The organism is Bradyrhizobium sp. AUGA SZCCT0169, from assembly GCF_018130085.1.
In the GTDB taxonomy this organism is placed as follows: domain Bacteria; phylum Pseudomonadota; class Alphaproteobacteria; order Rhizobiales; family Xanthobacteraceae; genus Bradyrhizobium.
In genome coordinates this window covers 14,650-41,286 of record NZ_JAFCMC010000047.1, presented here as the reverse complement: position 1 = coordinate 41,286, position 26,637 = coordinate 14,650, and the positions used below count along the sequence as shown (strand labels likewise).

Here is a 26,637-nt window from a genome sequence, read left to right as displayed (position 1 = left end):
TCAAAACTTGAAGTTGACCATCCGGAAGATCACGAAATTTCCAATTCCCAACAGCATCAGACCGGCCACCACCGCGGGCACGACCAGAGCATGATCTCTCACCTCTGCGAAATAATTCGGACTGATCAGGCTTACGATCACGAAGAGGATAAACGGCATCGCTGTCATGAAAATACCCGACAACCTGCCCTCCGAGGTCAGCGCCCGGACTTTCAGCCGCAATTTCGAGCGGTTGCGCAACACGCGTGAGAGGCCTTGCAGTATCTCTGCGAGATTACCGCCAGTCTGACTCTGGATATTGATGGCGATGGAAACGAAAGTGAGATCCTCCTGGCCGACGCGCGCCGCGAGGTGATCGACGGCAACCTGCTGATCAGCACCGAGACTGATTTCGTCGATCAGAATGCCGAATTCGGTCCCTATCGGATCGGGCAGTTCGCGCGCCACGAGCCCGAGCGCGACACGGAATGGATGCCCGGCGCGGAGGCCGCGAACGACAATATCCAGCGCCTCGGGAAGCTGTTCGCTGAACCGGCCGATCCTGCGCGCCCGCGCCCTTCTTAGAATCAGATAGCCGGTCAGCAACCCGGCAGCAACAGCCATGACGATCGCCAGCGGGCCGAGCTTAAGCCAGAAGGCCAACGGCAAGTAAAACACACCGCTCAGCACCGCAATCCAAACAAAAATACGGACCGGATTGACCTTCCATCCGGTTTGCATCACCAGTTCATCGAGCCACTGCAATCCCGGCACATTGCCGAGGTTGCCAAGTCCTCTTTCGCGACGGAGCACGTCCAGTACTGCGACCGGGTCAGAAAGCTCGCTGCTCAGCGCCAGACGGCGGTTGATGATTTTTCGTTCCGCACGTGACCGGAACACCAGCCAATAGAGTGCCTGGAAGCCAAGCAGCGCCGCCCCGAACACGAGGGCGTAGATGATCCAAAGTTCGTTGTTGACCATGTCGCTACAAAGGCCGAGTTGGATCGAAGTAAGTTGCAGGCAGATCGATGCCGGCGTGTTTCAGATCGGCAAGGAACGTCGGTCGAATGCCGGTGGCTCGGAAACTTCCCCGGATCATGCCGCGCTCGTCGGTGGATTCCTTGACGTACTTGTACAGTTCCTGCATCTGCAGGACTTCGCCTTCCATGCCGGTGATTTCACTCACGCTGGTGACGCGACGGCTGCCATCCGGCAATCGCTGCAACTGGACGATGATCCGCACCGCCGAAGCGATCTGGTTCCTGACGCTCGCTATCGTCATCGATGCGCCGGCCATGCCAACCATCTGCTCCAGGCGCTTGACCGCGTCCCGCGGGGTATTGGCATGAACTGTTGTCATCGATCCTTCGTGGCCGGTATTCATCGCCTGCAGCATGTCGAAGGCTTCTTCGCCACGACACTCACCGATGATGATGCGGTCGGGCCGCATGCGCAGAGCATTCTTCACCAATTCGCGCTGACGCAGTTCGCCCTTTCCTTCGGCATTGGCGGGGCGGGTTTCGAGCCGGCCTACGTGCGGCAGTTGCAACTGCAATTCCGCGGCGTCTTCAATCGTAATGATGCGCTCATCGGCTGGAATGTGGCTAGACAGGGCATTGAGCAATGTCGTTTTGCCGCTGCCCGTGCCGCCGGAGATGATCATCGAAATTCGGCCATGAACCGCGGCTTGCAATACCTCCGCGATCGGAATTCGCAGCGCGCCCAGTTCGATCAAACGATCCATTGAGAACGGTCGTTTGGAGAACTTGCGGATCGACACCAGAGGGCCGTCGACGGCAATCGGCCGGATTGCGACGTTGACGCGTGACCCGTCGGGCAAGCGGGCGTCGACCGTCGGGGAAGACTCGTCCACGCGGCGGCCGACTGCGGCGACGATCTTGTGAACGATGCGAAGCAGGTGACCCTCGTCCTTGAAATGAACCGTGGTCTCCTCGAGCTTGCCGAACCGTTCGACGAAGCATTTCTTGTGCGTGTTGATCAGAATGTCGGTGATCGTGGGATCCTTGAGCAACGGCTCGATCGGGCCGAATCCAATCATCTCGTCGACGAGATCTTCGACAAAAGCCTGCATCTCGCGCTGATTGAGCGGGATCTTCTCGGTCCGAACGTATTCGCCGACATACACGCGGAGCTCTTTGACCAGCTCTTCGCGCGGCATCCTTTCCAGCACAGCCAGATTGAATTCGTCGATGATTTTTGCGTGGAGCTTGACCTTTTCATCCAGCAGGGCGGGGCGTTGCGCGATCAGCTCGTGATAAAGCCGTTCGTCCTGCTGCACAGGAGGCGGAGCGCTAACACGCGTGCTCAAATTAGAGCGCTCGCGCGCGGCGGTGCCCGTAGAAAAAAAGTTACTCATCCAAATACTCGCGACTGACGCTGTGACGCTAACAAGTCGGCAATATTAATATTTACGTTACCCAATCACTACGCCGATGTCACGTAACTCAATGAAATGAGGTAAACGCGCCGGCTGGCGTCCGCAGCGGGAACTCCTGCTCCTATCGTGGAACTGCTGCAGGGACCGGCTTGGCCTCGGAGGCAAGCAGCGTAATCGGCGCGATATCCTTGCTTACCTTTCCATGTCCCTGGACAGATATAGGTATTCCCGTATTGACACTTTGCACGGCATTTTCGACATCGTCGCGCACATAGAACACTTCCTCGGAGCCAAGCAGATTTTTCACGTGCTTTCGCCGCGCGATCCCCCCGACCAAGCGGTACTCACACCGGTTGAGCACGACGGCGACCTTTGCGGGGACACGCTCCACTGCCCTCACAGCAGTCAGCGACTGCGCCACCTGGCGCAGGCCCGGAATGGTGTTCAGCCCAGAGACAAAGACGACCTCCACTGCCGACAGCAGTTGCCGAGTCCAATTGAACCACGGCACCGGCAGGTCTAGCAAAATCAGATCGTACCGCGCAGCGATCATCCGGAACAGCACCTCGAGTGTCTGAGCATCGAGATCGGGTGCATTATCCTTGTTTCGCGGCGCAGCAAGAACGTCCAGTCCGCTCTTGTGGTGGCTGACGAAAAGATCAAACAATTGCGCGTCCAGCCGCTCCGGGTTGGCGGCGATCTCGTCGATCTGCATGCGCGGCTCGATGTCGAGATAATCGCAGACATGGCTGCCCTGAAAATCGAGATCGAGCAGGCAGACGCGGCGACTCCGCGTTCGCTTGGTGGTCTTGATCTGAATGCCGACCTCGATAGCCAGCGTGCTGTTTCCCACGCCACCGGCGCTCGGTAAGAACGCCACCATGACCGGCTCTGTCAGCGTCGGCTCGCCGACATCGGCAGTGCTGACACCCCTGCCAACCCGCGCGATAATATCGACGATTTCTTCCGGCGCGCCCCGCGTCGAGGCCCAATCGGCCCCGCCGGTTTGCACCAGGCGCTTGTAGTCGCTGGCCGGGATGTCGTCGCTGATGAAGATGAAAAACAGCGAGTCCCGGTATTCCGTCGCGATCGAGACCATCCGATCGAACGACCCCGGCGCGCTCAAGACGACCGGAAACAGGATGCACGCAAGCGCAGTGTCACCTCCCGCGGTCTTCGGCAAGGCCCTGGTGATCTCTTCCATCCGGGCCACGGACTGCATTTCCGGCAGTTTCGTCCTGATGCGTCGTTCGAGGTCTTTCGACTGGTTCGAATCGACATCCGCATTGAACAGAAATATTCTCATTGTTCCAATAACGCCGCCAAAGCACCAGCGCCTGTGTGGCGCGCACATCAAGCAAAAACGCTCGACAAATATCGTCCCTCACAATCATCATCGCAGCAAGCAAAATCGAGGCCGTGGTCGCGGCAGAGGCAATTAGCGTTAAAGCCATTCACTGAGAATGTCGGGCCGTTAGAGGGTCCGTGAGTCTATCGGTACAGTTGCACTTGGTTCATGATCCTGACCTCATCCAGCGAGCCGACGAGGCCGGACATTTCGCCGTAGAGAACGCCAGCGCCGTCGGCAGCTGTCGCGTCTACCGGCTGTGTCATAAAAAACTTACCGAAGTCGGCGACCGGAATATTGTTAGCCGTGGAGCCGCCGGTAATCAGGCCGCTGTGCGCCAGGCAATTGATGATCGCGGCGTGAATGATGCGACGCTTGGCGACGCCGTTATTGGGGCCGGCACAATAAGGCGCTCCCGATTCGCCATTGCCCTGGGTTCCTCCGCCCGTATTCGGCAGACCGTTCCCCGACCAGTCGCCGACGAGGTTGTTCGCGATTTCATAGTTGTAGACATCGTAACGGCTGGTCGTGGGCGGGGTGGTGTAGCAGCCGGGCGGGGGATTCCCAACCTGAGCAGGATGGTTCAGCTTCCAGTAATTTGTGCAGTCCCAGTTGCCGTCTCCCTCAATACAACTGCCATCGGCGCAAATCCCGGTCCAGCTTTTGTCTTGCGGAAAGCCGCTGGTTTTCCATTTAATGGTCAAGGGTGCGCTCCCCGCCGTCGCTGCTACTTTCGACATCAGCAAAGACGTTGTTGGAGCGCTCCCAGGGCCATCAATGTCTGTATTGGGTTGGATATTGGCACCGGAAACCATCTGCTTGTCGTCGTTATTCCCTCCGGTCGTGAATGCATTGCTGACATCCGCGGCCGGTACTGACGTGATCGTCTTCTTCTCTGTCGCGTTACCACTCGTCGTGGTCGTTCCTGTCGTCTCGATGATCGGCGGACGCGGGTTGGTCGAATCAGGATAGTCGGTCGTATGGTAGACGGGTGATGAAGCTGCGGCGGTGCACCAGTTGCCGTTTTTGGGCAAATAACCCTTCCGCACATTGACGTCAGGAGCATAATCGACGCTGTAATTCAGGCTGCCGCTGTAAATGTCGAAGCGGACGTTGAAGGCGTCCGAGACGGCGGTTTTGTTTCCGGTGTTCAGATCAACACCTGGAGTCTGATAGCAGGCGGGCGGATGGGTTCTGGCGATCCAGTCCTTCAGGCAACTCGCACCATTGCAGCTATCCGGCGGGACGAGATAGCCGAAGTGGCCAGGGCTGGTCTTCGACATGTTCATGCGCAGCATGCGCTTCGTCGCCGGCGCCCCCGGGACGTCCAGCGCCGCCCGCAGCGCGGCGGTCGCCGCACTGTCGCTCATCCCCGACGTCTCGTAAGGGTTGCAGATGAACACTGGCGGCATGTCGCAAACAGCCCTGCCGAGAAACCCGGCGATCGCGCGCGCGCCGGTGCTGATGTTGTTCACGCCGGCACTCTGAAAGAATCTGATGGGCATGATGGTCGGGACCGTTACCGGGTTGACGGTGACCGCCACGAACTTCGCATCGAGGTCGGATGTCGCCGGCGTGCCGGTGAAGCCGGCGGTCGCGACCGGCAGCGCGCTGTAGAATACCGGCGCGGCATGGGTGATCGCACCGCTATAGCCCATCCCGGTGAGGCCATTGCTGACGAGAGTGTCGATCGCGCTGGCGGCACGCGCGCGCGCGCCGGATCGCTGATTGAGTTCGCGCGCACCGGCGAGAGCAAGTCCGTCGGCGACGGCCTGCATCTGGGTTTGCATGCTCATATAGCGTCCGCCGTCCAGCGCCAGCGCGCCGAAGCCGACGAAGACGACCAGCATGATCGTCACATAGGGCAAAATGGCGCCGCGGGTATCGTCGCGAAAGGTGGTGACGAGCCGGCGCAAGCGCATGATCAGGGCTGTCATTGGGAAATCCTCTTACTCTACATACGACCTCTACATACGAACCAAATCTCTATTGAGTTGCTGCGGACGACAGCGCTTCGCCGGTGAACGTCGTCGTAAACGCCGGCATGGCGAGATTTGCGAAGCCGCTCAGCCCGTTCAAAAAGAAGAATTGAAATGTCAGGTTCTGCAACGACACGGCGATCGTCGGCACCGGCCCGGCGACGCGCCCGGCGAAGCCGAGCCCGGTCTGGTCATAGACGATCCGGACATTCGCCGCGGTGAGCCTCGGAAAGATGTCGCACATGCCGGCATTGTAATAGTTCGTTGCATCGGTGCATGAGGTGCTGCCGCGGCCAAACAGGATCGTGTTCATCGCCGCTGCACTGTAAGCTCCCATTCCCGTGCATGTGCCGCGCGTGCAGGTGCACCCCCCCGATCCTCCGTCGTTACATGTCACCTGGAAATCGGGCATGGGGTCTCCGGTAAAGACCGTGGTGCCATCAACGGCGGATTTGGCAATATTTGTGGTGCCGGTCATACCGGTAGCGACCGGATCCGACACCGCTGCGAGACGGGCACCAACTTGCATCGCCTTGGTGGCCGCGGTCCATTGATAGAAGGCGTGGAGAAAATCCACCGATCCGAGCAGGAACACGAACAGGATCGGAATCAGGACCGTCGCTTCCACAAGCGCCCCGCCCGCCTCGTCACGCCACAAATGCCTCTTCGCCATGATCGGCCCCCTAACCCGGACCGATCGAGCGCTCGCTATGCGACGCCGACAGGTTCGGTGTGGTGAGTCCCAGGAGCCCGAAATACCCCAGGGCCGGATCGACGAAATTCGTCGTGGCGGTGATGATGTAGAGGGTCGAATAACCCTCATAGGCCCCGCCGCTGTTGTTGAACGGGGCGCATGAGATAGTCACTTGTCCGGTGGTCCAGCCGGGCACGCGCGCCGTGCCTCCGGTGGCAGCGCCGGTTACCGCGATATTTTGTGCTCTCGCCCTGAAGTCGACGGGGGTAGTGAGCGTGCAGGGATCGGTACCGTCGTCGGGCGCCGTTCGAGCCAAATAACGCGCGGCATCGCGTACGCCACTCTCCACGAGCTGTTGCTTGTGGAAGTACCAGGAAAACTCAAATAACCCGAACATCAGTGTGACGAGAAAGGGCATCAGGATCGTTGCCTCGACGAGCACTGATCCCTCGGTATCCCGCCATACCGACGCGACTGATCGCGTGAACATGGCTTGCCTCGAAATTCAACTAAAACTCTCGCGCTCAAAAATTCCCTATTAGCCTCTACTTAATCGGCACCGATACCCCAGCAGACCCTGCCCCGGATCCACTGATGTTGATATTCTGGTTGCTTGCGGGCGGCTGACCCATCGCCTTCGTCGGATCCCCCAGATCGGGAAGCTGATCGACGGGCCTCTGGGTGTTGCTATAACGCGTGACCGCGCTGCCTGAGCGGCGAGCGTCGGTGATGATCCTGCGGTCGCCGACATTGCGCGGCCATGGATGGATGGTATGGGTTACGGCGTTGGCCTGTTTGGCGTCGCCCGCACTCAGGGTGATGGTCTCGGAGCGCTGGAAGTAACGATCCATCTCGTCGTGGCCGGCCAATCCGTTGCAGGAACCGAGCGTGAAGACCGCAAGTAGCACTGTGCAGGTCATTTCCGAGATCCTTTAATTGAGGGTCCTGACGACGGGCTGGCCGGGTGCGACCGGCGGTGCGGACACGCGGACATCGGGAGCGATGATGTGCCCGTAGGGTCCTTTGATATCGCCGCCGCTATCGACATAATCGTTATAGCGCTTGCGCACTTCCATCTGGCCGTTGAGGAAGAAATCGACATCGTTCGCAGGCAAGCGGGAATCCAACGGCGAAGCCAATACCTGACCCGGCGCCGCCGGGGCCACCAGGCGCGGCGTCACGATGATGACGAGATCGGTCTCGCGTTGCTGATAGGATGAGCTGCGAAACAGGGCCCCGAGCACCGGAACGGAGCCGATCCATGGCAACTGAGAGACATCCTGCACATTGCGGGTTTGCAGCAGGCCGGCAATGGCAAAACTCTGGCCGTCGCGCAGTTCAACCGTGGTCCGCGCATCGCGGCGCGTGAGCGCCGGGATCGTGGTGCCGGCAATGGTCACGGCGTTGGTGAAATCGAGCTCGCTGACCGAGGGTTCGACCCGCAGATTGATGACGCCGCGCGATAGCACGGTGGGAACGAACCCCAGCTCAACGCCGAACTTCTTGAATTCGATGGTGACGGTCTGGAAGTTGCCGTTAGGCGACGAGGCGACCGGCACCGGAAATTCGCCGCCAGCCAGGAATCTCGCCGCGTCGCCGGAGAGCGCGATCAGATTCGGTTCGGCCAGCCGGCGGACCAGGCCTTTGGTTTCGAGCGCGGTCAGCAGCAGGTCGACCGACATACCGTTATTCAGTCTCAAGACGCTGGTGAGGAGGCTGCCGAACGGAGCCGCTCCGCTTACAAGCGTGCCGACCGTGCCAAGCAGGGGAAGGCTGCCCGTAGGATTAGCGCCAACATCAGTCCTAGGCGGCCCGCCTTGGGGATTTATGCCGCCGATGGGAAACCGCCCGACCGTCGTAGCTCCACCAAGACCCGTGTTACCAACGTTAGTGCCGTTCGCATTGGCGGCGGCGAGATTGACCCCCAGCTCGCGTCCCGCCTCCCGATTGACCTCCAGGAAGCGCACCTCCAGCATCACCTGCTGCGGCGACGCCACATTCATGGCGTTGACCACGATGGCGCCCTTGGGGACGGAGCCTGTGGCAATGGCCATCGCTCGCTCGGCAGCGACCGCATCCACAGCCGTTCCGGTCAGTACTACCTGGCCCTCAGCGGCAGAGACGCGAATACCGCGGGCGCCGGTGCTGGACTGGATGTTCTGCTGCAGATTGCTGGTGTCGATCGTCACCTGGACATCGAGGACCCCGATCTGCCGCGCGGCGTCATCGAACAGGACGACGTTGGTGGTTCCGGTTTGCTTGCCGAGGATATAAATCGAGCGGTCGCCCAATGCCTTCACGTCCGCGATGTCAGGCGAGCCGGCGACAATCGTTGCGAACGGCCGCTCGACCTTGAACGTGCGCGACTTGTTGACGATCACGGTCACCCGGCGCACGTCGGAAACTTCGCTGATAAACACGCCGTCCGATTTCCGGTCCGCGGCTACGGCGCGGTCGGCGGCATGGTTCCATGTCAGCGCGGCTGCGACGATTGCACCGAGGGTGAACAGCTTTCGGCAGGTTTTCCGCGAACCGCGCACTCCAAACATGCTCCCCGCCCCCATTTGTCGCTATTTCCGGCGTCCTGCACCCGCGTCCGCCTCAGAAACAGCAGCCTGCTCTTTGGCCTGGTGCATCACCTCGTACTTCTTTTCGTCGGTCCCATGGTAGATGGTAACCTTCACGGTGTCCGATTTAAACGCCTGAAGTAGCGGCGACGTCGCTTTTTCGGCCACTGGTACCTTTTCGGCAACAGGCAGCAGCTTGGCTGCCGCCTCGCGCCGGGCAAACCCGGGGCCCAGATCGCTGTCGGTGATACGCCCGCTCTCGGCTAGGCGAGCCTCGCCGGGCTGCCGCAGCACCAGCGATAGCTTTCCGATATTGCCGGCGAGCAGAATCTTCTGTGCCTGCGAGGGGCTGACCTGCAAGGTGACCGCCTTGGCAACCGTAGCCACAGCCGGCTGATCCTGACGCTCATTGACAAGCTGATCGATCGCCAGAACCTTGACATACTCGATCAGGACATTGGCCGAGTTTTCCGTCTCGCCCTTCTGTGTCTCGGTGCGAAGCAGCACGACGTCGACGCGATCGCCAGGCAGGATGAATCCCGCCACACCCCTGATGTCGTCGACGCGCACCGTGACCGCGCGCTGGCCTTCCTCGAGCAGGACGGAAAGCGATGCACGCTGGCCGGGCGCGGTGACCTTCGGCCGGACGATCATTTCGCTGCGTTCCATGGCGGTCAGTACCACGCGGCGGCCGTCCTTCAACAGATCCGTCTTGGTTGCGAATGCGCCTTCGGGCAGTTGCGGCTCGGTCCAGGGAATCTCCGAGACGTTATCGGGCGTCAGAACGGTCCCGAAAGGCAACGGGGCCGTGGCCACCACGATGGTGCCGGTCGCTGACGCAGCCTGGGGCGAGCCGTGCTGCGCGATCCAGCTGCGCGCCATCAGCGCAGCAACAAGGCCCATCGCCAGCGCGAGGAACAAGATAATCAAATTGCTTCTGCGCATCGCACAAATTCCCCACGTTGATCAGAGCCAAGCTGGGGTCTGATTGAATAAATGGTCAGCAACGAGGAATGCCGTATACGGCTGAGGATACGTCAGCTTCGTGAAGCGCACGAAGCTGACGTTCAACAATCAATTTGCAAAACCGATTTAGGAAGTATTCTTGCGCGACCCGGTTGCCCGGGAGCGGCTCATGGCAGCGCGGCTTGAAGGGCCGTCCACTGAGTGCCGATCCATCCGCCTACGAGAACGATCGTCGCAATCACGGCAACCAACATGATGCCGAGCAACACGGTGTACTCGATGAGTGCCGCGCCTTCTTCGTCCTTAGCGAGCTTCTTCAGAGTGCCAAGATTCTTCAGGGTGCCAAGAAATTTACTCATTTGCTTCACGCCTCCTAATAATGTTTACTTTCAATTTTCCCGTTCGCGATGGGGCACAAAATTTGCGATCCACCATAAAATGAATTTTCGGTTAAATGAGAGACCGAGTCAATGATGCGGCGATTTTTAGGCGACTTATCGTTAATTGCTTGGGGGTTACCCCTTTGTAAGTAGAGGGGTCATTTGCCCCGTAAAAATACGGTCATTCCTTCACGGCGGATTTTGAACCTGAATAAAACCCGGCAAGTAGTGCAGGCGCCACGCGAGGAGTCCGCGCAGCATAGGCGCGGTATTCTGGAAATGCCGAGTTCAAAACAGCTTCCTCGTTGATCATGCGCCGAAATTGAATCAGCGCAATGATGAGCGTCATCGCAACTGCTAACGGTGAAATCACCTGGAGCACGACGCCGAGGAGTGCAACTCCCTCGCAGAGGTAGAGCGGATGGCGCACGACCTTGTAGGGTCCGGTCGTAACCAGCCGCCGCGCTTCCGCCAGGATACTGAAGGATTTACCCAGCCATCGAAGCACGATGAACGACAACACCGCACCGGTGATGATCAGCAAAGTGGATATGATCGACAAGACCGGACCGAGTTCCGTCTTCGGAAGCAGAACAAGCCCCGCGGAAATAAACGTGCCTAGCAACGCCGATACCCGCGGCTCGATCCCCTTTGCTTTCAGTACCGGCGACAGCCGAGTCAGCGCCGTTGCCGCAACCAAAATCAGAAACATGAAGTTGGCAAACCGTGCAGCAACCGCTAACAGCCATTCAGGGCCATCAAGCGGCGCCATATGATAGATACCTGCCAGGTTGAGGGCGGCCAGCGCGGTAAATATCGCAACGATCGCAGCTCGGGCACCCCACTCAAGCACGAACGCCGCGCGCGAGCTAACAATCACCTGCTCGCCAGACGGTCGTTCCGTCATCGCTTCATCTGCACCCATAAGGATTGAACCTCGCTGATCTGCCGCCGCATCCCGCCACGATAGATTATTGGCGAACGGCTTCAAAGACGGAATTAACGGTTGGTTAACCGCGCGCGGACTGCGGACGAACGGCGCTGGCGCGCTCCGACCCCGGGGTGGCGGGCCCCGGCTGCTCCTCGTCCGTCGCCGTTGACGCCGGCACCGATTGACGCACCTGATCGGAGAGAAATGGGTACAGCAGTTGGAAAGCGTAGCGGTGAGGGATCGGCTGGTCCAACCCATACGCTGTCGGCATTTGCCCCCGGGGCATATGCAAAGTCCCGAACAACGCATCTAGGCATGACAGCTGCCCGGCGAAATTCCGGTCCCTCGCCTCGATATCGCTGCTGTGATGCCAGTGATGAAACTCCGGCGAAGCAAACAGCTGGCGCAGTGGGCCAAATCCGACGCGGACATTGGCATGAATCAGAACCGACTGCCACTGATAGAGCAGCGCATAGGCGCCGATCGCCCATTCGGAAAACCCTAGCGCAACGACCGGTACCAGCGAGACTCCCTTGGTCACTATCTGATCGACGGGATGAACCCGCGCTGCCGCCAGCCAATCAAGCTCTTCGATGCTGTGATGAATGGCGTGGAACCGCCACAACCAGGGAACCGCATGAAACATGCGATGGGTCCAATAGAATCCCAGATCGGACAGCACGATGACCAGCGGAATTTGAACCCAGTACGGCAGGCCGCCGACCGTGCCTTGAATGGACGCGGGGACGATCGATGCGGCGGCAAAAATGCTCAGCGCGATAACGGCGAGAAGGCCAAGCTTTATCAAGATGCCGTTTACGAGCAGGAAGACGAGATCGTTCGCCCAGCCCCGCCGAAAAATTTTCTGCTCCTTATGCAAGGCGAACAGGCGCTCGAGCGGCACAAACACAAGACAGGTGATCAGAATAACTTTCAGGCCTAGCGGGTCCATATCGGTAACCTCAAAGAAGGCTAACCTATCAGAGCCGACGCATTTCGGCCACGCAACAAATCACCTGCGCGGCGCGCTCAAGCGGCCTTGGTTGTTGCGCGGGCCAATATGGCGGCTACGATGGCTCGGATGATCTGGTCGCTACAAATCTTGCGTTTTGTCGCCGCAGCGATCGTCGTCTACGTCCACGCAGCGCAAACGGCTTTTGATGTCACCGGCTCCGTGGGTCTTGTTCCGTACCCGATTGCGGGACTGGGGCTTACTGGCGTCGATATCTTCTTTGTTATTTCGGGCGTCGTCATCGCCAGAACGGCGCCCGGTCTGACGCCGGCCCAATTCGCGTGGCGGCGAATTCGGCGGATCGTCCCACTCTATTTCGTGTGCTGTATCCCCGCCGTGCTCGTCGCAGCGCCCGCGGGCTTCGGCTGGCGCGAACTAGTGGCAACATTCCTGCTATGGCCCGCCACCGACGTGATGACCGCGCCACTACTGGATGTGGCATGGACACTCAGTTTCGAAATGCTGTTTTATGCGTCGGCAACACTGGTCCTGTTCAACCGGTGGTGGGTATTGGCGCTGGCAGGCCTTTACGTTGCGGCCTTTTGCCTTCGATCTTTTGGGCCGATCTTTCAGTTTCTCGGCAATCCGATCATCATCGAGTTTCTGTTTGGTGTCGCGATAGCGCGCGCGCCGAAACTGGGCGTCGGCATCCCGGCCATTTTCGCCGGAGCGGCCCTGCTGCTTCTCGCAGGCGTCCTCGGACTTGCTCCGGTTGGGGGCACTATGGATTTTCTGCGCGGCGACGACAATCTGCGCCGGGTCGTCGTTTGCGGAATCCCCGCGACGATCATTGTCTACGGCACGATGCAGATCACGGTCGCTCGCAGCGTCTGGACATATCTCGGCGACGCCTCATACGCGCTCTATCTGGTCCACACCTTCATGGTTACGCCGCTGCAAGCGCTTTGGACAAGATTCCCGATTCCGCCCGACGCAATCATTGCGATCGGCTTGATTACATCCGTGCTTTTTGCCTGGCGGGTCCACGAACTGGTGGAAAAGCCGATGCTGAGCAGATTGGGGCGTGGGCCGACCAAAAACAAGGCCGCCATGGAATGAAACGAGGGATTCCAGCGCCCGAACGAACGACTTCGCCGAGGCTGCCGTCGTTACCTGTACCCACCCCGTCGCAGCGGCTCCAGGGATTGGCCGGAAAGAGCGTTGGCTGGTTGCAGGCGGTCCTTCAGACAGAGCATGGGTCATTCTCGAGCGATTTGAATCCAATCGCCCTTCGTGTTTTTTGTGTCGCGGTGCTTTGCTCCGGAATCCCAATCCACGCAGATTCTTACGTCGTCAGAGCGATTGAACTCGCACACTTCTCTTCGCACGGTTTTGCCGTTCGCATCTTGTATGACTACGGCGAGCCCCTGCCTTCCATCCACCAGCAAATATGCCAATCCCAAAACGCAGTTTTTAAGCTCGGGCTGACAAAGCCTGGAAAGAGCCGCATTGCCTTCATTCTGATCCGCTGATAGTTTTGCGGCATTGTCTATGAATTCATTCCAGGCGGAGGCACTTTTTGGAGCTGCTCTCGCCTGCGGTGTCAGCGCCGCCAGCGACGCGAATTCTGCCGGTGTTTGCTGGACCGGCAATTGGTCCGTTGCAACCGGTCTTGCTTGCGCGGGGGGACCTGCCATCTTTACCCCCATGGACTGAAGATCCCCCGAGCTGAGCCACACGATCTTTGTCGGCGGCGTCATCATCATCCGAGTTATGATTGCGGATGGAACGCCAAGCTCTTTTGCGAAGTGGGCCATCGAGACGGTCGCCACGCCCGACAGCACGGTCTCCCGGCCGCCTTCATGGGAGGCTTTGTGCACACCGATCTGTGCGCTGTGGTCTACGAATTTCGGATCCCCTGCGGCGAACGCCAGGAAGCACGCTGATGCGCAAACCGCCCCCTGCCCGACCGTGGTTGAAATCTTCCCTTCCCTAATTGCTCCTGCCAGCTTTACGCCTTCGAGGAGTTTGCCGCCGGCCGAATCTAACTGAACGTTCTCGATGTACTTGCCTGCAGCGGTCGCCTGCTTCACTTCGCTGATGAATGCATCGGCGTCGCCCGTTGTGAACCGACCGGATATCTGGATGGTCACACCCCCGTGTTTGCCCGGAAGACTCTTTATTGTCGCTGACGAGGCCGACGCGCCCCAACAAAGGGCGGCCGCCATTCCCAGAAAAATCGCGCTGCCTGAGGACATCGTGGCGTTCACCAGATCCGTTGCGCCAAGCTTTCCGCAAGCTTCAGGCGAGCGCAAGAGATTTTTCCGATGAGGGATTATCGATTGGGTTCACCGCCCGCGGGATATGCTATGCTGCTACGACCGCCAAATGGCTAGTCCATCGGCGTTAGGAGTGAGCGTTTTTGGCCAAGTATTGCTCAATATCCAACCACATGAGTGTTGGCGTCAATTGACGAGGTCGCCGGCAACCGGAATGTGAGCAATGCGTCCGCGCTCTTCGTGAGCGCCTACGATCGCTGCATTACGAATTTGAACGGCCTTACGGAAACAAAGGCTGGAACTATTCTCTCCAGAACTTCCGCCGTGCATCCTCCGTCGCGAGGGTGGTCGACGTCACTCCGCCTCGAGACCGGACGAGTTGGCACGCGCCAGTCATTGAACTGGATGCAATGCAGCAAAATTCCTGCGAACACGCTTTCACTCTCCCGAATATTGAGTTTGATGCCCTCATATTTCTTGATTGAAAGACCGCCGCATTGAACAGCAATTTGTTTCTGGAGTTTTTCCCCATCGTGCTGACCGTCGATCGATGGTTGAAGCGAAGGCGGAGGATCGAAGCGCATCCGCATGAAAGTGCAGAACATTAGCGTGGACTGATTGGTTGGATCGGAACGGCTATCGCCTTGCTGCGCACGGAATGTGGCGCACCCGGCCTGAAAGCTTAGTGCCGAAGTGACGGATCGGGCGCGCCGAGCGGGCCTTGCCCACGAAGCCTTTAGCTCGTGGGGTCCGGATACGTCAGCAGCCTGGTGATGGGCTCACGACCATGTTCGGAATTGGCGCGATCGACGCCTTGCACGGTGATCGCGAGCGTGCCGTTTTCAAGTTTTGCGATCCAGCCTTTTGCTCTCAGGTACCAGAGATGAAATTCCAGATGCTCCCGCGGACAGCCTGACAGGCGTTCAAGTTCGAACTCGCCGATGCCGGGATCGTTGATGTTTTGCCGGCGTTTGACATAAAGCATCGACAGTAGCTTCTCCTGAACGACGACATCCCGTTCGATGCCTTTGGTGTCGCTGGCTTCTTCGACCAATTTCCAGCGGACGCCCAGATGGTCCCTGTGCTGAATATCGTACTGGGCGCGTTTAACCGGATCCTTGAGCGTATTATGGGCCTCCACCAGTTCGCTGAAGCGGGCCAGATCGCCAGTACTCTGATTGTCGGGATGGTAGCGCAGAGCAAGAAAACGAAAGACCCGTTCGATCGTTTCCGAGTTGGCGTTCGGGCTGATTTCGAGAATTTCGTAATAGTCGGTGAACATAGGGGTTTCCAGAATGTGAGTGCGCGTGCACGCTTAACCTTGCCCCTCATTGCGCAGCGAGAACGGCGTAAGGCGCCTAGTCATGTGCCGCCCAACGATGCCGATTGTAAAGCACTCGCGCAACGTCTCTAAACGGCTTGCAATATTGCCGCCCGGCGACAAACAGCCGTCGGGGTTGGATAGCGCTTCGCAGTCGCTCTATTTCGATCGCGCAGGCCTCTGTGCCTTCCGCAGACGAACGCCCGGTCCCCCACCATTCTCCTCAATAAACTCGACGCCGGCGGTTTCCAACGCCTGTTGAATCGCTTCGAGGTTGTTCGTCACAGGTATACTCCTGCTTGCCTCGAAATTTCGGACGGTACTTTCGCCGACCTTTGCTCTGGCCGCCAACTCGCTTTGGGAGAACTCGATAAGGGCGCGCGCGGCGCGGCATTGGGCTGGTGTCATCCCTCCATTTAATTCAGGCAACGATTTTCTACAAGATGAACGAATAGCGTTGACGAGGAGCAAAGTAACGATTATCGTTCTGTCTAACGAAAATCGTTATTTCAGAGGAAGTCACGTATGTCCCAGGCAGCACCTACTTTTCAAAGACGACACTTCATCGGCGGGTCCGACGCCCGGATCATCATGGGCAAAGATGAGAAAGCTCTCGTTCGCCTTTGGAAGGAAAAGCGAGGTGAGAGCGCTCCGGTCGATCTTTCGAGGGAATTGATCGTTCAGCTCGGACTCGTAACCGAGGACCTCAATCGACGTTGGTACGAGTCCAGTTCGGGCTACCGGATTGCCCAAGTCCAACGCCACGTAGTTCACCGGACAATCCCCTGGATGGCCGCCACCCTCGACGGCGTCATCAAAGAAACGGGCGCCGTCTTCGAAGCCAAGTTCATGCTGCCCTGGTCGTTTTCAGAGGTGGCCGCAGCGGAGAAGCACATGGCCCAACTCCAGCACAACATGCTGGTCGCCAACACCAAGACCTCCGTGCTGTCGATCATTACCGGAGGCGGCAATTGGGTCGAACTCACCATCGAGGCCGACCCGATCTACCAGACGGTCCTGATCGCGGCAGAGAAAGCCTTCTGGCAGGCCGTCAAGACCGGCGAAACTCCCGCATTGTTCGATTGCGAGCCGCCGAAGCCACGGATCCAAGCGGTTCGGGTGGTCGATATGAATGCCTCCAATTCGTGGGCGGAATTCGCCGGACTGTTCCGGGACACGCAACAAGCCCACACCGACCACGAGCGAGCCAAGAGCGAACTGAAAGGTCTGATGCCGGAAGACGCCAAGGAAGCCATGGGCCACGGCATCCGAGCGAAACGGTCAAAATCAGGAGCTATTAGTTTCGACCGCGTCGAGATGGAGGCCGCCCATGCATCGGTCCAGTGAGAATGTCGCGGCCATCGCCACCGCGTTAGCGAAGGCTCAGATTGACCTCTCGAATCCAGAGAAGGCATTGATCGGGACGGTCTACAACAACCGATCAGACAGTCCCCAGACCTTTCGCTACGCTTCGCTAGCAAGCGGTCTGGACATTGTCAGAAGGGCCTTGGGCGGCCAGCAGATTGCCATCACGCAGACGACCGATATCGACTGGGCCAATAGCGTGGTCAACCTGACAACCCTGTTGTTGCATACGTCAGGAGAGTGGATCTCCTCAGACTGGCCGGTTTGCCAGCTATCGGAGACATCCGCACCTCGCCGCATGGGAGCGGCCCTCACCTACGCCCGGCGTTACGCCCTCTTTACGATGGTCGGTATTGCCGGGGAGGATGATCTCGACGCACCGCCCGATGTGGCCAACATCCGGGCCGAAGATCAAATGGTCGATGCCGGCCTCCAGCCCAATCTTGGCATCGTGCGGGGGTCCGCTCAGGATAAGCAATCGCGACCCCGTGGCTTCGGCACGATCCCGTTACGGGAAAAGCTTTCAGCCTCTGAGTCCGCATTGGCCGCGACGCAGCTTATCGAAGAAATCGAGACCCTTTCGGAAGAGGATCTGCCCGCCCGAGCGATAGCCATCCTAAAGAGCAAAAATCGCCTCTCGGCCGATGATGCGCGACGGGTCGAGTGCGCCTTCTCGGCCAAGAGCGTCCCCACAGAAGCATTGCCCGAGCCAATCACGGCGGCTGAACCTGCGATCGTTCCTCCTGATCCGACGGTACCTGTGCAACCCTCCGCCAACCCTGCGGCCGAGATGGTGCTGCGACCCAGAGGCCGGCCGCGAAAGATCAAACCTGCAACCGAGCAAACCGTTTCTGCGTTCGTGACACAAGAAGGCATCGTCGTTAGCGATATCCCCACTACCTCCGCCGAGGAAACCAAGGTCGAAAGCGGAGCCTTGGCCATCCCCAAACTGCGCTACCTCCGCGACAAGGCCCATCTAAGATTTGTAGCATCTCGTCCCTGCCTGATCTGCGAACGTAGCCCCGCGGACGCTCACCATGTGAGGTTCGCACAACCACAGGCACTAGGACGGAAGGTCAGTGACGAATTCACGGTGCCGCTGTGCCGCGCCCATCACCGAGACAATCACCGCTTTGGGGACGAACGAGCTTGGTGGTCAAGAGTCTCGATCGACCCGATTGCGGTCTCACAGAACCTTTGGACGAAGAGCCATAATCGATTAGTTCCGAATCCGATGCCTCGAATGACTGACCCACACGTGTCGGACGGTGACGTGCGTGGCGAATTGCCCGAGGCCTAGGGTTATTTGTTGTTCGCGGAAAGCGATTGGACTAAGCGTGAGTCCGTAAATTCAGGGCGGTCGGCGGACGTCCGCTTTGGTGCGCATTCCGGACTCAAGTCGGACCTCGCGCGAGGTCCAACAGTGCCGATTTTGTTGCGCAAGTCCGCTGTAACCGATGGGTGTCGCTCGGTCACTTCACTATGAGCGACCGGCTTTGATCCGCAACTCTGACGCTACGCAATACACAGAGCCCCAGCGGGTGCGGCCGAGCGACCAGCGATGCGAGCCGCCCAGATTCTGGGCGATGGCGGCCAGAACGAACTCATCCTGGGCGCCTAGTGGACCGCAGTCAAAGCCTGCCGAGCTTCATGATGCGCTTGATGTGTGCAAACCGCATCTCGATCTTCTTGCGCTCGCGCCGACGAACGACGATCGGGCGACGTCGCGGGCATGCTCCTGGATGTTGCGCGGGATCTTGCGTGATGGCTCTTTTGGGAAGTTTGAGCGGGCATAAATCACAGTCGAGCTGGCCGGCGCGATACAGAAGCTTCTTGCCCTCCTGCACGGTGCCACTTGTCCCAAGTAGCTTTCGGGAAACCGCGTCACTAAGATGAAAACCGTACAACAGTTGACCTTGGTCACTCTTCAAATTATTCGACGCGCATCCGTATTGGGCTCACTTGTTTAGTTCGCCGGCAACCGGGGATGCTAGCAATGCATCCGCGCTCTTGGTCAGCCCCGCAGCTACTTGTCGTGCGGCATCCGGAGACAGCGCATAGCCTTCCTGGTTTTCCAGCCGGTGATTGAGAATAAGCAGGACCAGGCCCCTGCCTTCGGTGTCCGCCGTCACGGCGAAGGTCTTCGGGATTTCAAATCTGACTTCATTCGGGTTGCCCCCCGATCGAGCACTCAGCTTGGGAACCACGGCGGAGCCCGCGCCGGGACCTGCTACTGACCCAAGCGTGCCCCGCGCGCTGACCAGGGCGTCGATAAAATCGTCCAGGCACTCGCGCGCGATTTTCAGCTCCACGTCGCCAATGTACTTCCCGCTTCCATCGACGATGACTTCCTTCTTGTCATCCGAGAGCCTGGACGACTTTACCTCGCCGATCCTGATCGCCATTTATGAACGCTCCGGGCCAAGCCTACCCTGCCCTGATCATACTCTTTCTCACGTTCCAGGACCATCGTCGGGCATCGCCCCATCAGCTCCGCACTGTATCCAAAGCATTCTGTCGGTTAGCTAGATCAGATCATCACGGTATGACAGAAGTGTGCCCGTAGTGGCGTCTGCCGAGAATACGAAGCCGTCCGCCGAGTAGTCGCCGAACAACGAGATGTTGGCGGTGTGAACGCCGTCGCTCACCGTCAGGGTTCCGCCGGTCTCCTCCGAATTCTCAGCGTAACTTACGCTGGTGCCTTCCCCAAATGTGACATCGAGCAGATCGATCTGGTCATCCTCGTCAAATCCCGAAACAATTCCGCTGAAGTCGAAGGAGTCGCCAAGCTTGAGCGTCCCCGTCGCCTCGGCAGCAAACGTTACGTTAGCTGATGACGCTGCTTCGAACTCGATCGTGGCTACACCATCGATCAATGCAGTGCCGCTGCCAGTTACGGTGCCGTTGAAGGTGATGTCTCCTCCATTCGCCCACAGCAATCCGGAATTATCAAGGTTGCTGTCAATCACCAGCCCGCCGCTACCGGTCGCTTCAAGTGTTCCGGAATTCACGATGGTATTCGCACCGGTATCGATCTCGAGGGAATTGGTGCCGGTGGCGATGATCGTGCCTTCGTTAACCAGGATCATCTGCCCTGCGCCGAGCTGTCCGGCGCCCGAGATCGTGTTGTCCACATTCGTCAGCGTGACGTCCGAGACCGTTCCGGTGATCACATTCTCGGTGCTGTCGGACAGAATGACCTGCCCGTGCCCCTCGAGCGTGATGCCATACTGGATCAGCTGGAGGTCGGTTTCGGCGCTCGTCGAGTTCAATTGGATCGTGCCGGTGTTTTCGATGATGCCGCTCAGCGGCATGATCGCCCCGTCTCCGATCACCATGTTGTCGGCGTTCTGCACAACCGGAGTTTGATTGAACACGAAATCATCGGCCGAGAGCGAGTTCGCATCGACGCCATGCAGGGTGATCGATTGGCCCTCTCCCAGCGTAATCACTGCATCGCCGAGATCATTGTTGATCGTGTGCGATTGAACATCGACGAAGGAGGTGAATCCGGCGTACCCGATGAGGTCAATTTGGTCATGTGCGGTGTCGAAATTGTAGATCGTGTCAATGCCTATCGGTTGCGAGAACACCAGCAGATCGTCTCCGCTCGAGGCGGTCAGGAAGTCGTCGCCGGACAGCGCAAAGATCGGTGAGCCTTGCGCATAGGCTTCGACATTGCTGGAGACATACGCACTGTCGATACTGCCGTCTGCATTGGTCCAGCTCATACTGACGCCGAGCACCACAGCGCCACAGAAATCCGCCGGCGTGGTAACCGTCAACGCGCCCGGATCGTTTGTCTGCACGGTCCATGTACCGTCGCCGTTATTGGTGCCTGCGTTAAGGATCCACCCCGCCGGAACGTTGGCTACCGTCGCCGTAATCAGGCCATCGACCACCGACGGAGTAGCCAGTGCCAGGTTGATCGGCGAGCCGGCAATCCCGGCCGGATCGACCGTGTTTGAGCTGATCAATGTCAGCAGGCTTGTGCCGCCGCTCGTTAGCGTAACACCAACAAGGTCTACGAGGATGTCATTCGCGGCATTCGCCGTCGCTCCGAGTTGATCATAAATGTAAGTGTGAGCGGTTCCGCCAATGGTTGCCGTGAAGGCAACCACGTTATTGCCCGCGCCGAAGTCTTGACGCTGCAGATAGTCGACCACGGCTGCCACTTGGGCAACGGTTGTTATGTTAAGCGCCGACGCATAGCCCAGCTGGTCATCGAACGTGATGATGCCGTTCGATATGGCATGCGACTTGATCGTGGCGCCGCCAATCGTCAAGACGGAGGCCGAGCCATTAGTCCCTGCCGTATTGGTCGGTATGTTTGCCGGGGTTAGCGTGGTGGGCAGATTCAAGATGTCGGTGGCTGGATCGAAGTCGGTGATAACGTCGTAGCCGGAAACCGTGCCGGCGTCGCCTGCCCCCCCGATGATGCCGAGTGATTCACCACTGCTGAGAGTGAACGTGTCGACGCCGGTTCCTCCCGTCATGGTGTCGGCGCCTGCTCCGCCGGTGATGCCGTCAGCGCCGCCGCCACCATCAATGGTGTCGTTCAATGCACCGGTCGTAAGGGTGTTGACGCCACCTGTGCCCGTTAGATTGTACTGAAGGCGAGCTTCGAAGTTCGCTTCGGTCAAAGCAACCGACGGGCTGGCGAAGGTCACTGCGATATCACTCGCATCAGTGACGTCTCCGTCATTGTTGAGATTTACCAGACCAGTGGAAGTCGCAAAGGTGCTCGTCAAGCCCGCGCCGCCCCCTGTTCCGATTGCAGTGTTAGTGCCATGGACAAAGGCGTTCACATTAGAGGCGACAATTCTCAGAGTGTCGCCACCTCCTGACGTCAGATCAAAACCTGTGATCGTATCTTGGGCGGTATCATCGCCAGCCTGCACAATCCGTATCGAATCACTCGAAGTCCCTACAACGGCGTTTACAATGATCACATCATTGCCGGCACCGCCGTTGATGGCATCAACGCCTGCCCCGCCTGCAATGGTGTCGTTGCCAGAACCGCCCGTGATGTTGTCGGCGCCGGCGCTGCCCGTGATCGTGAAGCCCTCTGTCTGATTGCTCAGATTGATCGTGGCTGCCGCGCTGGCCGTGACGGCCTCAACATTGACGATCCGTGCATCGGTCGCAGCATTCAAGTCCGCTGATGTCCCGGTCAGGGTAATCGTGTCCGATCCGCCTCCGCCATCAAGCGAGTCAGCGCCGACAAACCCGACTAACGTGTCGTCCGCCGCTCCGCCCTTCAGAACGTTCGCGCCACTCGATCCGGTCAACGTCAACGCCCCGGTCGAGCGGCTCCCGTCAACATTTTCCATGCCGGTAACGACGGTATCGGCAGCAGGTGCTTGGTCGACCGCATTGGACAAGTTGATAGCGGTTGACGTCGTCTGAATTAGAATAAGTGTGTCGTTGTCAGTGCCCGCCGCGGCCGCAGCAGCGTCACCATGGATCGTTACCGACCCCGCTCCGCTATTCACACCTGAAAAGTAAACGATTTGGTCGTCTCCGGTGTTACCGATGTAGGTTCCACCACCTGACTTACCAATGATGATATCGTTGCCTCCGGCTCCATCGAAATTGTCTTTGTTGCCGGTACCTATCATAATCTCATTATTGGCGGTGCCTGTGATGCTGTTTCCAGAGCTGCCGCGGTTATCAATCGTCACCGTTGCCGACGAACCAGGAGTCGTTCCGTTGGTTGCTCGATACTGGAACGAGCCTGCTGCGGTAGTGTCGTCGGTGAACGTGACAAAACCGTTTGAGCCTGAACCGGCGGTATGATTGGCTGATCCGCTGACAGCACTTCCAACACTTCCGTCGAGCACATCGAGCGGTGCGTTGTTCGGATCGGTGTCATTCGCGAGAATGGCCCACTCTGGAATATCAAATAACGCGTTATTGCCGGCACTTGTAATAACGAACTGATCGGCGTTCGTCGTCGGCCCGTCATTGCTGCCGGTGATGGTGATGGTGACGGTCTGATCGTCGAACGCCAGGCTGTCGTCGGTCGCCCGCACCGTATAGGTCAGCGTCAGCGTCTCGCCGTCGTCGAGATAGTCGAACGCCTCGGTTCCGGAATTGAAGGTCCAGGCCAAGTTGTGGGTATCGGCGGGATCCGCGGCAAGACCCGACGTCGGCGCGACGCCGAGCATCGCCAGCAGCTGTACGTTGTTCAGCCCAAGCCCCGTGGTGGTGCCCGAGGCCACCACCGTTGTCACCGACGAGCTTACGGTGTTGGACAGGTCCGCATCATTCACCGTCAGCGTGCCGTTGGTGGTCAGACCCGCGTTGGTCTCGGCGAGCGTCATCGCCGCGCTGTCGGGTGTTCCCGTCGCGACTAAAGCGATGACCGGGGCGTCGTTGGTGCCGGTGACGGTGACCCGCACGGTGGCGGTATCGTTGAGCGGCACGCCGTTGTCGTCGGTGACCGTGACGGTGAACTCTTCCACCCTGGTCTCGCCATCGGCGAGGTAAGCGACATCGGCGGCATTGACCGCGTAGGTCCACGACACGGTGCCGTCGCCGGCGCCGGTGGCCGGATCGGAAACCGAGAGCGCCGAGAGCGTGCCGAGGGTCGTGCCAACCGGCACGAAGCTCACACTATGGGCGTCGGTCAGATCGGCGTCGTCGAAGGTGAAGGTGCCGTTGGCGCCGATCGAGCCGGTGTCGACGTTGGAGCCGAGTTCGGTGACGGCGCCGGTGAACAGCTCGCCGGCGATGACCGGGGCGTCGTTGGTGCCGGTGACGGTGACGGTGACGAGCTGGTCGACGAAGCCGCCCTGGTTGTCGTTGATGCGGATGGTGAAGCTCTCGGTCGCCGTCTCGGTCGCCGCCAGATACTGCGTGGCGCTGTTGGCGACGGCGTAGGTCCAGCTCACCGTTCCGTCGGTCGCACCTGTGGCGCTGTCGGTCACGGATGCGGTCAGCGTGCCGCCGAGGGTGTTGCCGAGGGCCGGCGTCACCGCCGTCGAATGGATGTCGATCAGATCGACGTCGTCGAAGGTGATGGTGCCGCTGTCGGAGAGATAGCTGCCGGTCTCGACCGTCGGGGTGTTGGGATTGTCGGCAACAATGGCGGTGTCTTCGGTGACGGCGCCGGAGCCGTCGGCGAGCGAAATCGTCGGGGCGTCGTTGGTGCCGGTGATCGTGATGGTCAGCTGCGCGGTATCCGTAAGCCCGTTAGGATCGCGCACGGTGTACGTAAACACCTCCGTGACCGTCACCCCGTCAGCCAATGCGTTGGTGTCGGCGTCGCTGTTGCTAAGGGTGTAAGTCCAGGTGCCATTGGCGTTCAGAGTTAGTGAGCCGTAAGTGCCTACCAGTGCAGTCCCTACGGTGCCGCCGGTTCCCGAGCCGGATTCTGGTCCGGTCCGCACTGCGGACACCACGAGCGACGCCTGGCCGTTGTCGGAATCCGTATCATTAGTGAGCACATTGCCTATGGCCGAAGAATCGCCGGCAAACGGCGTATTACCCGGGCCCACGCCCGCCTCTCGGACAAGATCGAGCCCGTTGGTATCGTTCACGCCAACCGGAGACGTGGGATCGAGAGCGAAAGTAACCTGCTCGATCGCTGAGACTTTGAGATTGATACTCGTAAACGTAAATTCTGCCTGGCCTGCTTGGCCGGTGTTTCGATTTGAGTTGGCGATAATGAAGGCCTGAAAGTTAGCCATGTCATTATTAAACGCAGTCATAAACGCGGAGCTGGCTAGTTGTGCGTTGCTCAAATAGATAACGAGCCTATCGATTTCGGCAGTGCCCTGGGCAGCATTGCCGTTGCCGCCGTCGTAGATGTCGTAGCCGGAAAAGGCGGTTTGTGTGGCCGTTGTCCCTACCCCGTAGACTTGGCTACCGATCTTGTATTGGTTTTCCCACGCTCGATAGATAAGCGTATCCGCGCCTGACCCACCGAGGACGGTGTCAAAACCACTGCCGCCATCAAGCGTATCGGCCCCTGATCCGCCGTTGAGGCGATCGCTGCCAGCGTCTCCCGAGAGATAGTCATTGCCCGACCCGCCGACGTAATTGTCGCTGCCACTGGTGCCTGTGAGGGTGGTAGTGCCGCTGGCGCTTGCCATTGATGCTCCAATATCGAGTTCGTGAAAAATCCTGCTTGTGAAAATTCGCGCGACTAACGGGTGGTTTGCCCCTGCGACAAGTTGGATGTCGCGATTGCGGCCTGGCAATTTCGAAGGATGTCTTGATGAGACGACAACGAAACGACGGAGTCGTCTGAAGCAAATGCCGACGGATCATTTGTTGGAGCGATCGACGGTCCGACTGGAGAACCAGAAAAACGGCAAAAACCTGAAATTTCCTGGCGACGCGATTCGATCTCGAACCAGTCGACCCACTCTGCTTTTTTAGTGAACGCAACGCGACCCACGGCTCACTCCTCAACTCTGCTAATGCAGAGCAGGTGCGATCGCACTCGAAAAGCAACTCACAAGACACCGCCGATATTCGGCGAGCGATCAACCCAAACGCGCTGACACTGCAATCTTGAACTATTGTGAAATTACCCCGAACGCCATAATCCCTGCCCTATTCATGTCGAGTCCCTAAGGACCGCGCATATTCTAAATTTTTTGTCGCGTCTCTTGATTTGATCAGAGACAAAGTCGCAATTTGATCAGAGACAAAGTCGCAGACGTCATTCATTCGTGCTGCTATTCGCGAGGCCGTCCCTTAACTCAGTGACTGCAACTTGCCGCAAATTCTAACTACCGTCCATATGCAACGCCACATAGATTGATTTAACTATGAATCGATAGCGTCGCAAAATTGGTTATGATTCATCCGGTTAGAAGTCAAAGCTCTTTCTTGGATTGAGAGACCGTAAGACTACGGACATCAAGCGGCGAAAGAGGTACCTCGAAATAGTGATTGAGAGCGGCACAGCTCGTACGTGCCAGATTCTCCGCGGGCCCCTCCGGGAATTGCCAAACGGTCCAACGAGGGATTTTCACTTTCCTTGCAATAAGCGAAGATTAAACTTCGTCACGCCCACCATGTGAGGTTCGCACAACCACAGGCGTTGGGTTGGAAGGTCAGCGACGAATTCAGGGTGCCGCTGTGCCGCGCCCATCACCGCTTTGGGGACGAACGAGCCTGGTGGTCAAGAGTCTCGATCGACCCGATTGCGGTCTCACAGAACCTTTGGACGACGGAGTCATAACGGATTAGCGCCGAAGCCGATGCTCCTCAATAGCCCCTCCCAGAGACTGCTCCTGGCATCGACGAGTGTGGATCCAAAATTGAAGTTCCCGCTGCGAAACACATCGAGTGTTGCGAAACCGAGACACAAAGAGGATAGCCGCAACGGCACCGGCAGTTCCTGTGAAGACCTACTGCTCGCGCCAACTTCAAGAACAATCGTGCGCGCATCAGTCGGTTTCCAAGTGGGTTAGAGCATCAAGCGGCCGGTAGAGGCATGTCGAGAATGCCCGCGCGGGAA

Annotated in this window: 21 protein-coding genes; 3 read left to right on the top strand and 18 right to left on the bottom strand. The window is 58.7% G+C overall.

The window, feature by feature from the left end; genetic code table 11:
- From JQ609_RS31795 to JQ609_RS31740, 12 genes are all read right to left on the bottom strand, one after another.
- A complete protein-coding gene (locus tag JQ609_RS31795; RefSeq protein WP_212276607.1) occupies window positions 1-960 on the bottom strand; it encodes a type II secretion system F family protein in 960 nt (319 codons plus the stop codon).
- A 4-nt stretch (window positions 961-964) separates the two neighbouring features.
- Window positions 965-2,356, bottom strand: coding sequence for a CpaF family protein (locus JQ609_RS31790; RefSeq protein WP_212276606.1), 1,392 nt, complete (start codon window positions 2,354-2,356; stop codon window positions 965-967).
- Between the two features lie 142 nt (window positions 2,357-2,498).
- On the bottom strand, window positions 2,499-3,599 hold the full coding sequence (locus JQ609_RS31785; protein WP_212276605.1) for a hypothetical protein: 1,101 nt from the start codon (window positions 3,597-3,599) through the stop codon (window positions 2,499-2,501).
- Window positions 3,600-3,868: 269 nt separating this feature from the next.
- On the bottom strand, window positions 3,869-5,662 hold the full coding sequence (locus JQ609_RS31780) for a TadE/TadG family type IV pilus assembly protein (protein ID WP_212276604.1): 1,794 nt from the start codon (window positions 5,660-5,662) through the stop codon (window positions 3,869-3,871).
- Between the two features lie 49 nt (window positions 5,663-5,711).
- A complete protein-coding gene (locus tag JQ609_RS31775) occupies window positions 5,712-6,377 on the bottom strand; it encodes a TadE/TadG family type IV pilus assembly protein (protein WP_212276603.1) in 666 nt (221 codons plus the stop codon).
- Between the two features lie 10 nt (window positions 6,378-6,387).
- Window positions 6,388-6,888 carry a TadE/TadG family type IV pilus assembly protein gene (locus JQ609_RS31770; RefSeq protein ID WP_212276602.1) on the bottom strand — a complete coding sequence of 167 codons (501 nt, stop codon included), beginning with the start codon at window positions 6,886-6,888 and terminating at the stop codon, window positions 6,388-6,390.
- Between the two features lie 55 nt (window positions 6,889-6,943).
- The gene (locus JQ609_RS31765) at window positions 6,944-7,318 is read right to left on the bottom strand and encodes a hypothetical protein (RefSeq protein ID WP_212276601.1); all 375 of its coding nucleotides are present in this window, start codon (window positions 7,316-7,318) and stop codon (window positions 6,944-6,946) included.
- Window positions 7,319-7,330: 12 nt separating this feature from the next.
- On the bottom strand, window positions 7,331-8,785 hold the full coding sequence (locus JQ609_RS31760) for a type II and III secretion system protein family protein (protein ID WP_312014920.1): 1,455 nt from the start codon (window positions 8,783-8,785) through the stop codon (window positions 7,331-7,333).
- Window positions 8,786-8,968: 183 nt separating this feature from the next.
- A complete protein-coding gene (cpaB, locus tag JQ609_RS31755) occupies window positions 8,969-9,886 on the bottom strand; it encodes a Flp pilus assembly protein CpaB (protein WP_212276599.1) in 918 nt (305 codons plus the stop codon).
- 212 nt (window positions 9,887-10,098) lie between these two features.
- On the bottom strand, window positions 10,099-10,290 hold the full coding sequence (locus JQ609_RS31750) for a Flp family type IVb pilin (protein ID WP_212276598.1): 192 nt from the start codon (window positions 10,288-10,290) through the stop codon (window positions 10,099-10,101).
- 202 nt (window positions 10,291-10,492) lie between these two features.
- Window positions 10,493-11,236 (bottom strand): methyltransferase family protein, encoded by a 744-nt coding sequence (locus JQ609_RS31745; protein WP_249128654.1) that lies wholly within the window; start codon window positions 11,234-11,236, stop codon window positions 10,493-10,495.
- Window positions 11,237-11,321: 85 nt separating this feature from the next.
- Window positions 11,322-12,194 (bottom strand): sterol desaturase family protein, encoded by an 873-nt coding sequence (locus tag JQ609_RS31740; RefSeq protein WP_212276597.1) that lies wholly within the window; start codon window positions 12,192-12,194, stop codon window positions 11,322-11,324.
- 120 nt (window positions 12,195-12,314) lie between these two features.
- Between JQ609_RS31740 and JQ609_RS31735 the strand changes: the two genes are divergently transcribed.
- Window positions 12,315-13,313, top strand: coding sequence for an acyltransferase (locus JQ609_RS31735; protein ID WP_249128652.1), 999 nt, complete (start codon window positions 12,315-12,317; stop codon window positions 13,311-13,313).
- A 140-nt stretch (window positions 13,314-13,453) separates the two neighbouring features.
- Here the strand turns inward: JQ609_RS31735 and JQ609_RS31730 are convergent, their stop codons facing one another.
- Window positions 13,454-14,509 (bottom strand): hypothetical protein, encoded by a 1,056-nt coding sequence (locus JQ609_RS31730; protein WP_212276596.1) that lies wholly within the window; start codon window positions 14,507-14,509, stop codon window positions 13,454-13,456.
- Between the two features lie 700 nt (window positions 14,510-15,209).
- The gene (locus tag JQ609_RS31725) at window positions 15,210-15,755 is read right to left on the bottom strand and encodes a J domain-containing protein (protein ID WP_212276595.1); all 546 of its coding nucleotides are present in this window, start codon (window positions 15,753-15,755) and stop codon (window positions 15,210-15,212) included.
- Between the two features lie 564 nt (window positions 15,756-16,319).
- Here JQ609_RS31725 and JQ609_RS31720 point away from each other — a divergent pair.
- Together JQ609_RS31720 and JQ609_RS31715 are read left to right on the top strand one after the other, a co-directional pair.
- Entirely contained in the window at window positions 16,320-17,141 is an 822-nt protein-coding gene (locus tag JQ609_RS31720) for a YqaJ viral recombinase family protein (protein WP_212276594.1), read from the top strand.
- On the top strand, window positions 17,125-18,459 hold the full coding sequence (locus tag JQ609_RS31715) for an ERF family protein (RefSeq protein WP_212276593.1): 1,335 nt from the start codon (window positions 17,125-17,127) through the stop codon (window positions 18,457-18,459). Before JQ609_RS31720 ends, JQ609_RS31715 begins: the two co-directional genes overlap by 17 nt.
- A 331-nt stretch (window positions 18,460-18,790) precedes the next feature.
- On the opposite strand, the gene JQ609_RS35955 is transcribed toward JQ609_RS31715, so the two are convergent.
- From JQ609_RS35955 to JQ609_RS31695, 4 genes are all read right to left on the bottom strand, one after another.
- Window positions 18,791-19,006 (bottom strand): hypothetical protein, encoded by a 216-nt coding sequence (locus JQ609_RS35955; RefSeq protein WP_212276620.1) that lies wholly within the window; start codon window positions 19,004-19,006, stop codon window positions 18,791-18,793.
- Between the two features lie 111 nt (window positions 19,007-19,117).
- The gene (locus JQ609_RS31705) at window positions 19,118-19,564 is read right to left on the bottom strand and encodes a hypothetical protein (protein WP_212276592.1); all 447 of its coding nucleotides are present in this window, start codon (window positions 19,562-19,564) and stop codon (window positions 19,118-19,120) included.
- Window positions 19,565-19,684: 120 nt separating this feature from the next.
- A complete protein-coding gene (locus JQ609_RS31700) occupies window positions 19,685-25,258 on the bottom strand; it encodes a VCBS domain-containing protein (protein ID WP_212276591.1) in 5,574 nt (1,857 codons plus the stop codon).
- A 53-nt stretch (window positions 25,259-25,311) separates the two neighbouring features.
- A complete protein-coding gene (locus JQ609_RS31695; RefSeq protein ID WP_212276590.1) occupies window positions 25,312-25,566 on the bottom strand; it encodes a hypothetical protein in 255 nt (84 codons plus the stop codon).
- Between the last annotated feature and the right edge of the window lie 1,071 nt (window positions 25,567-26,637).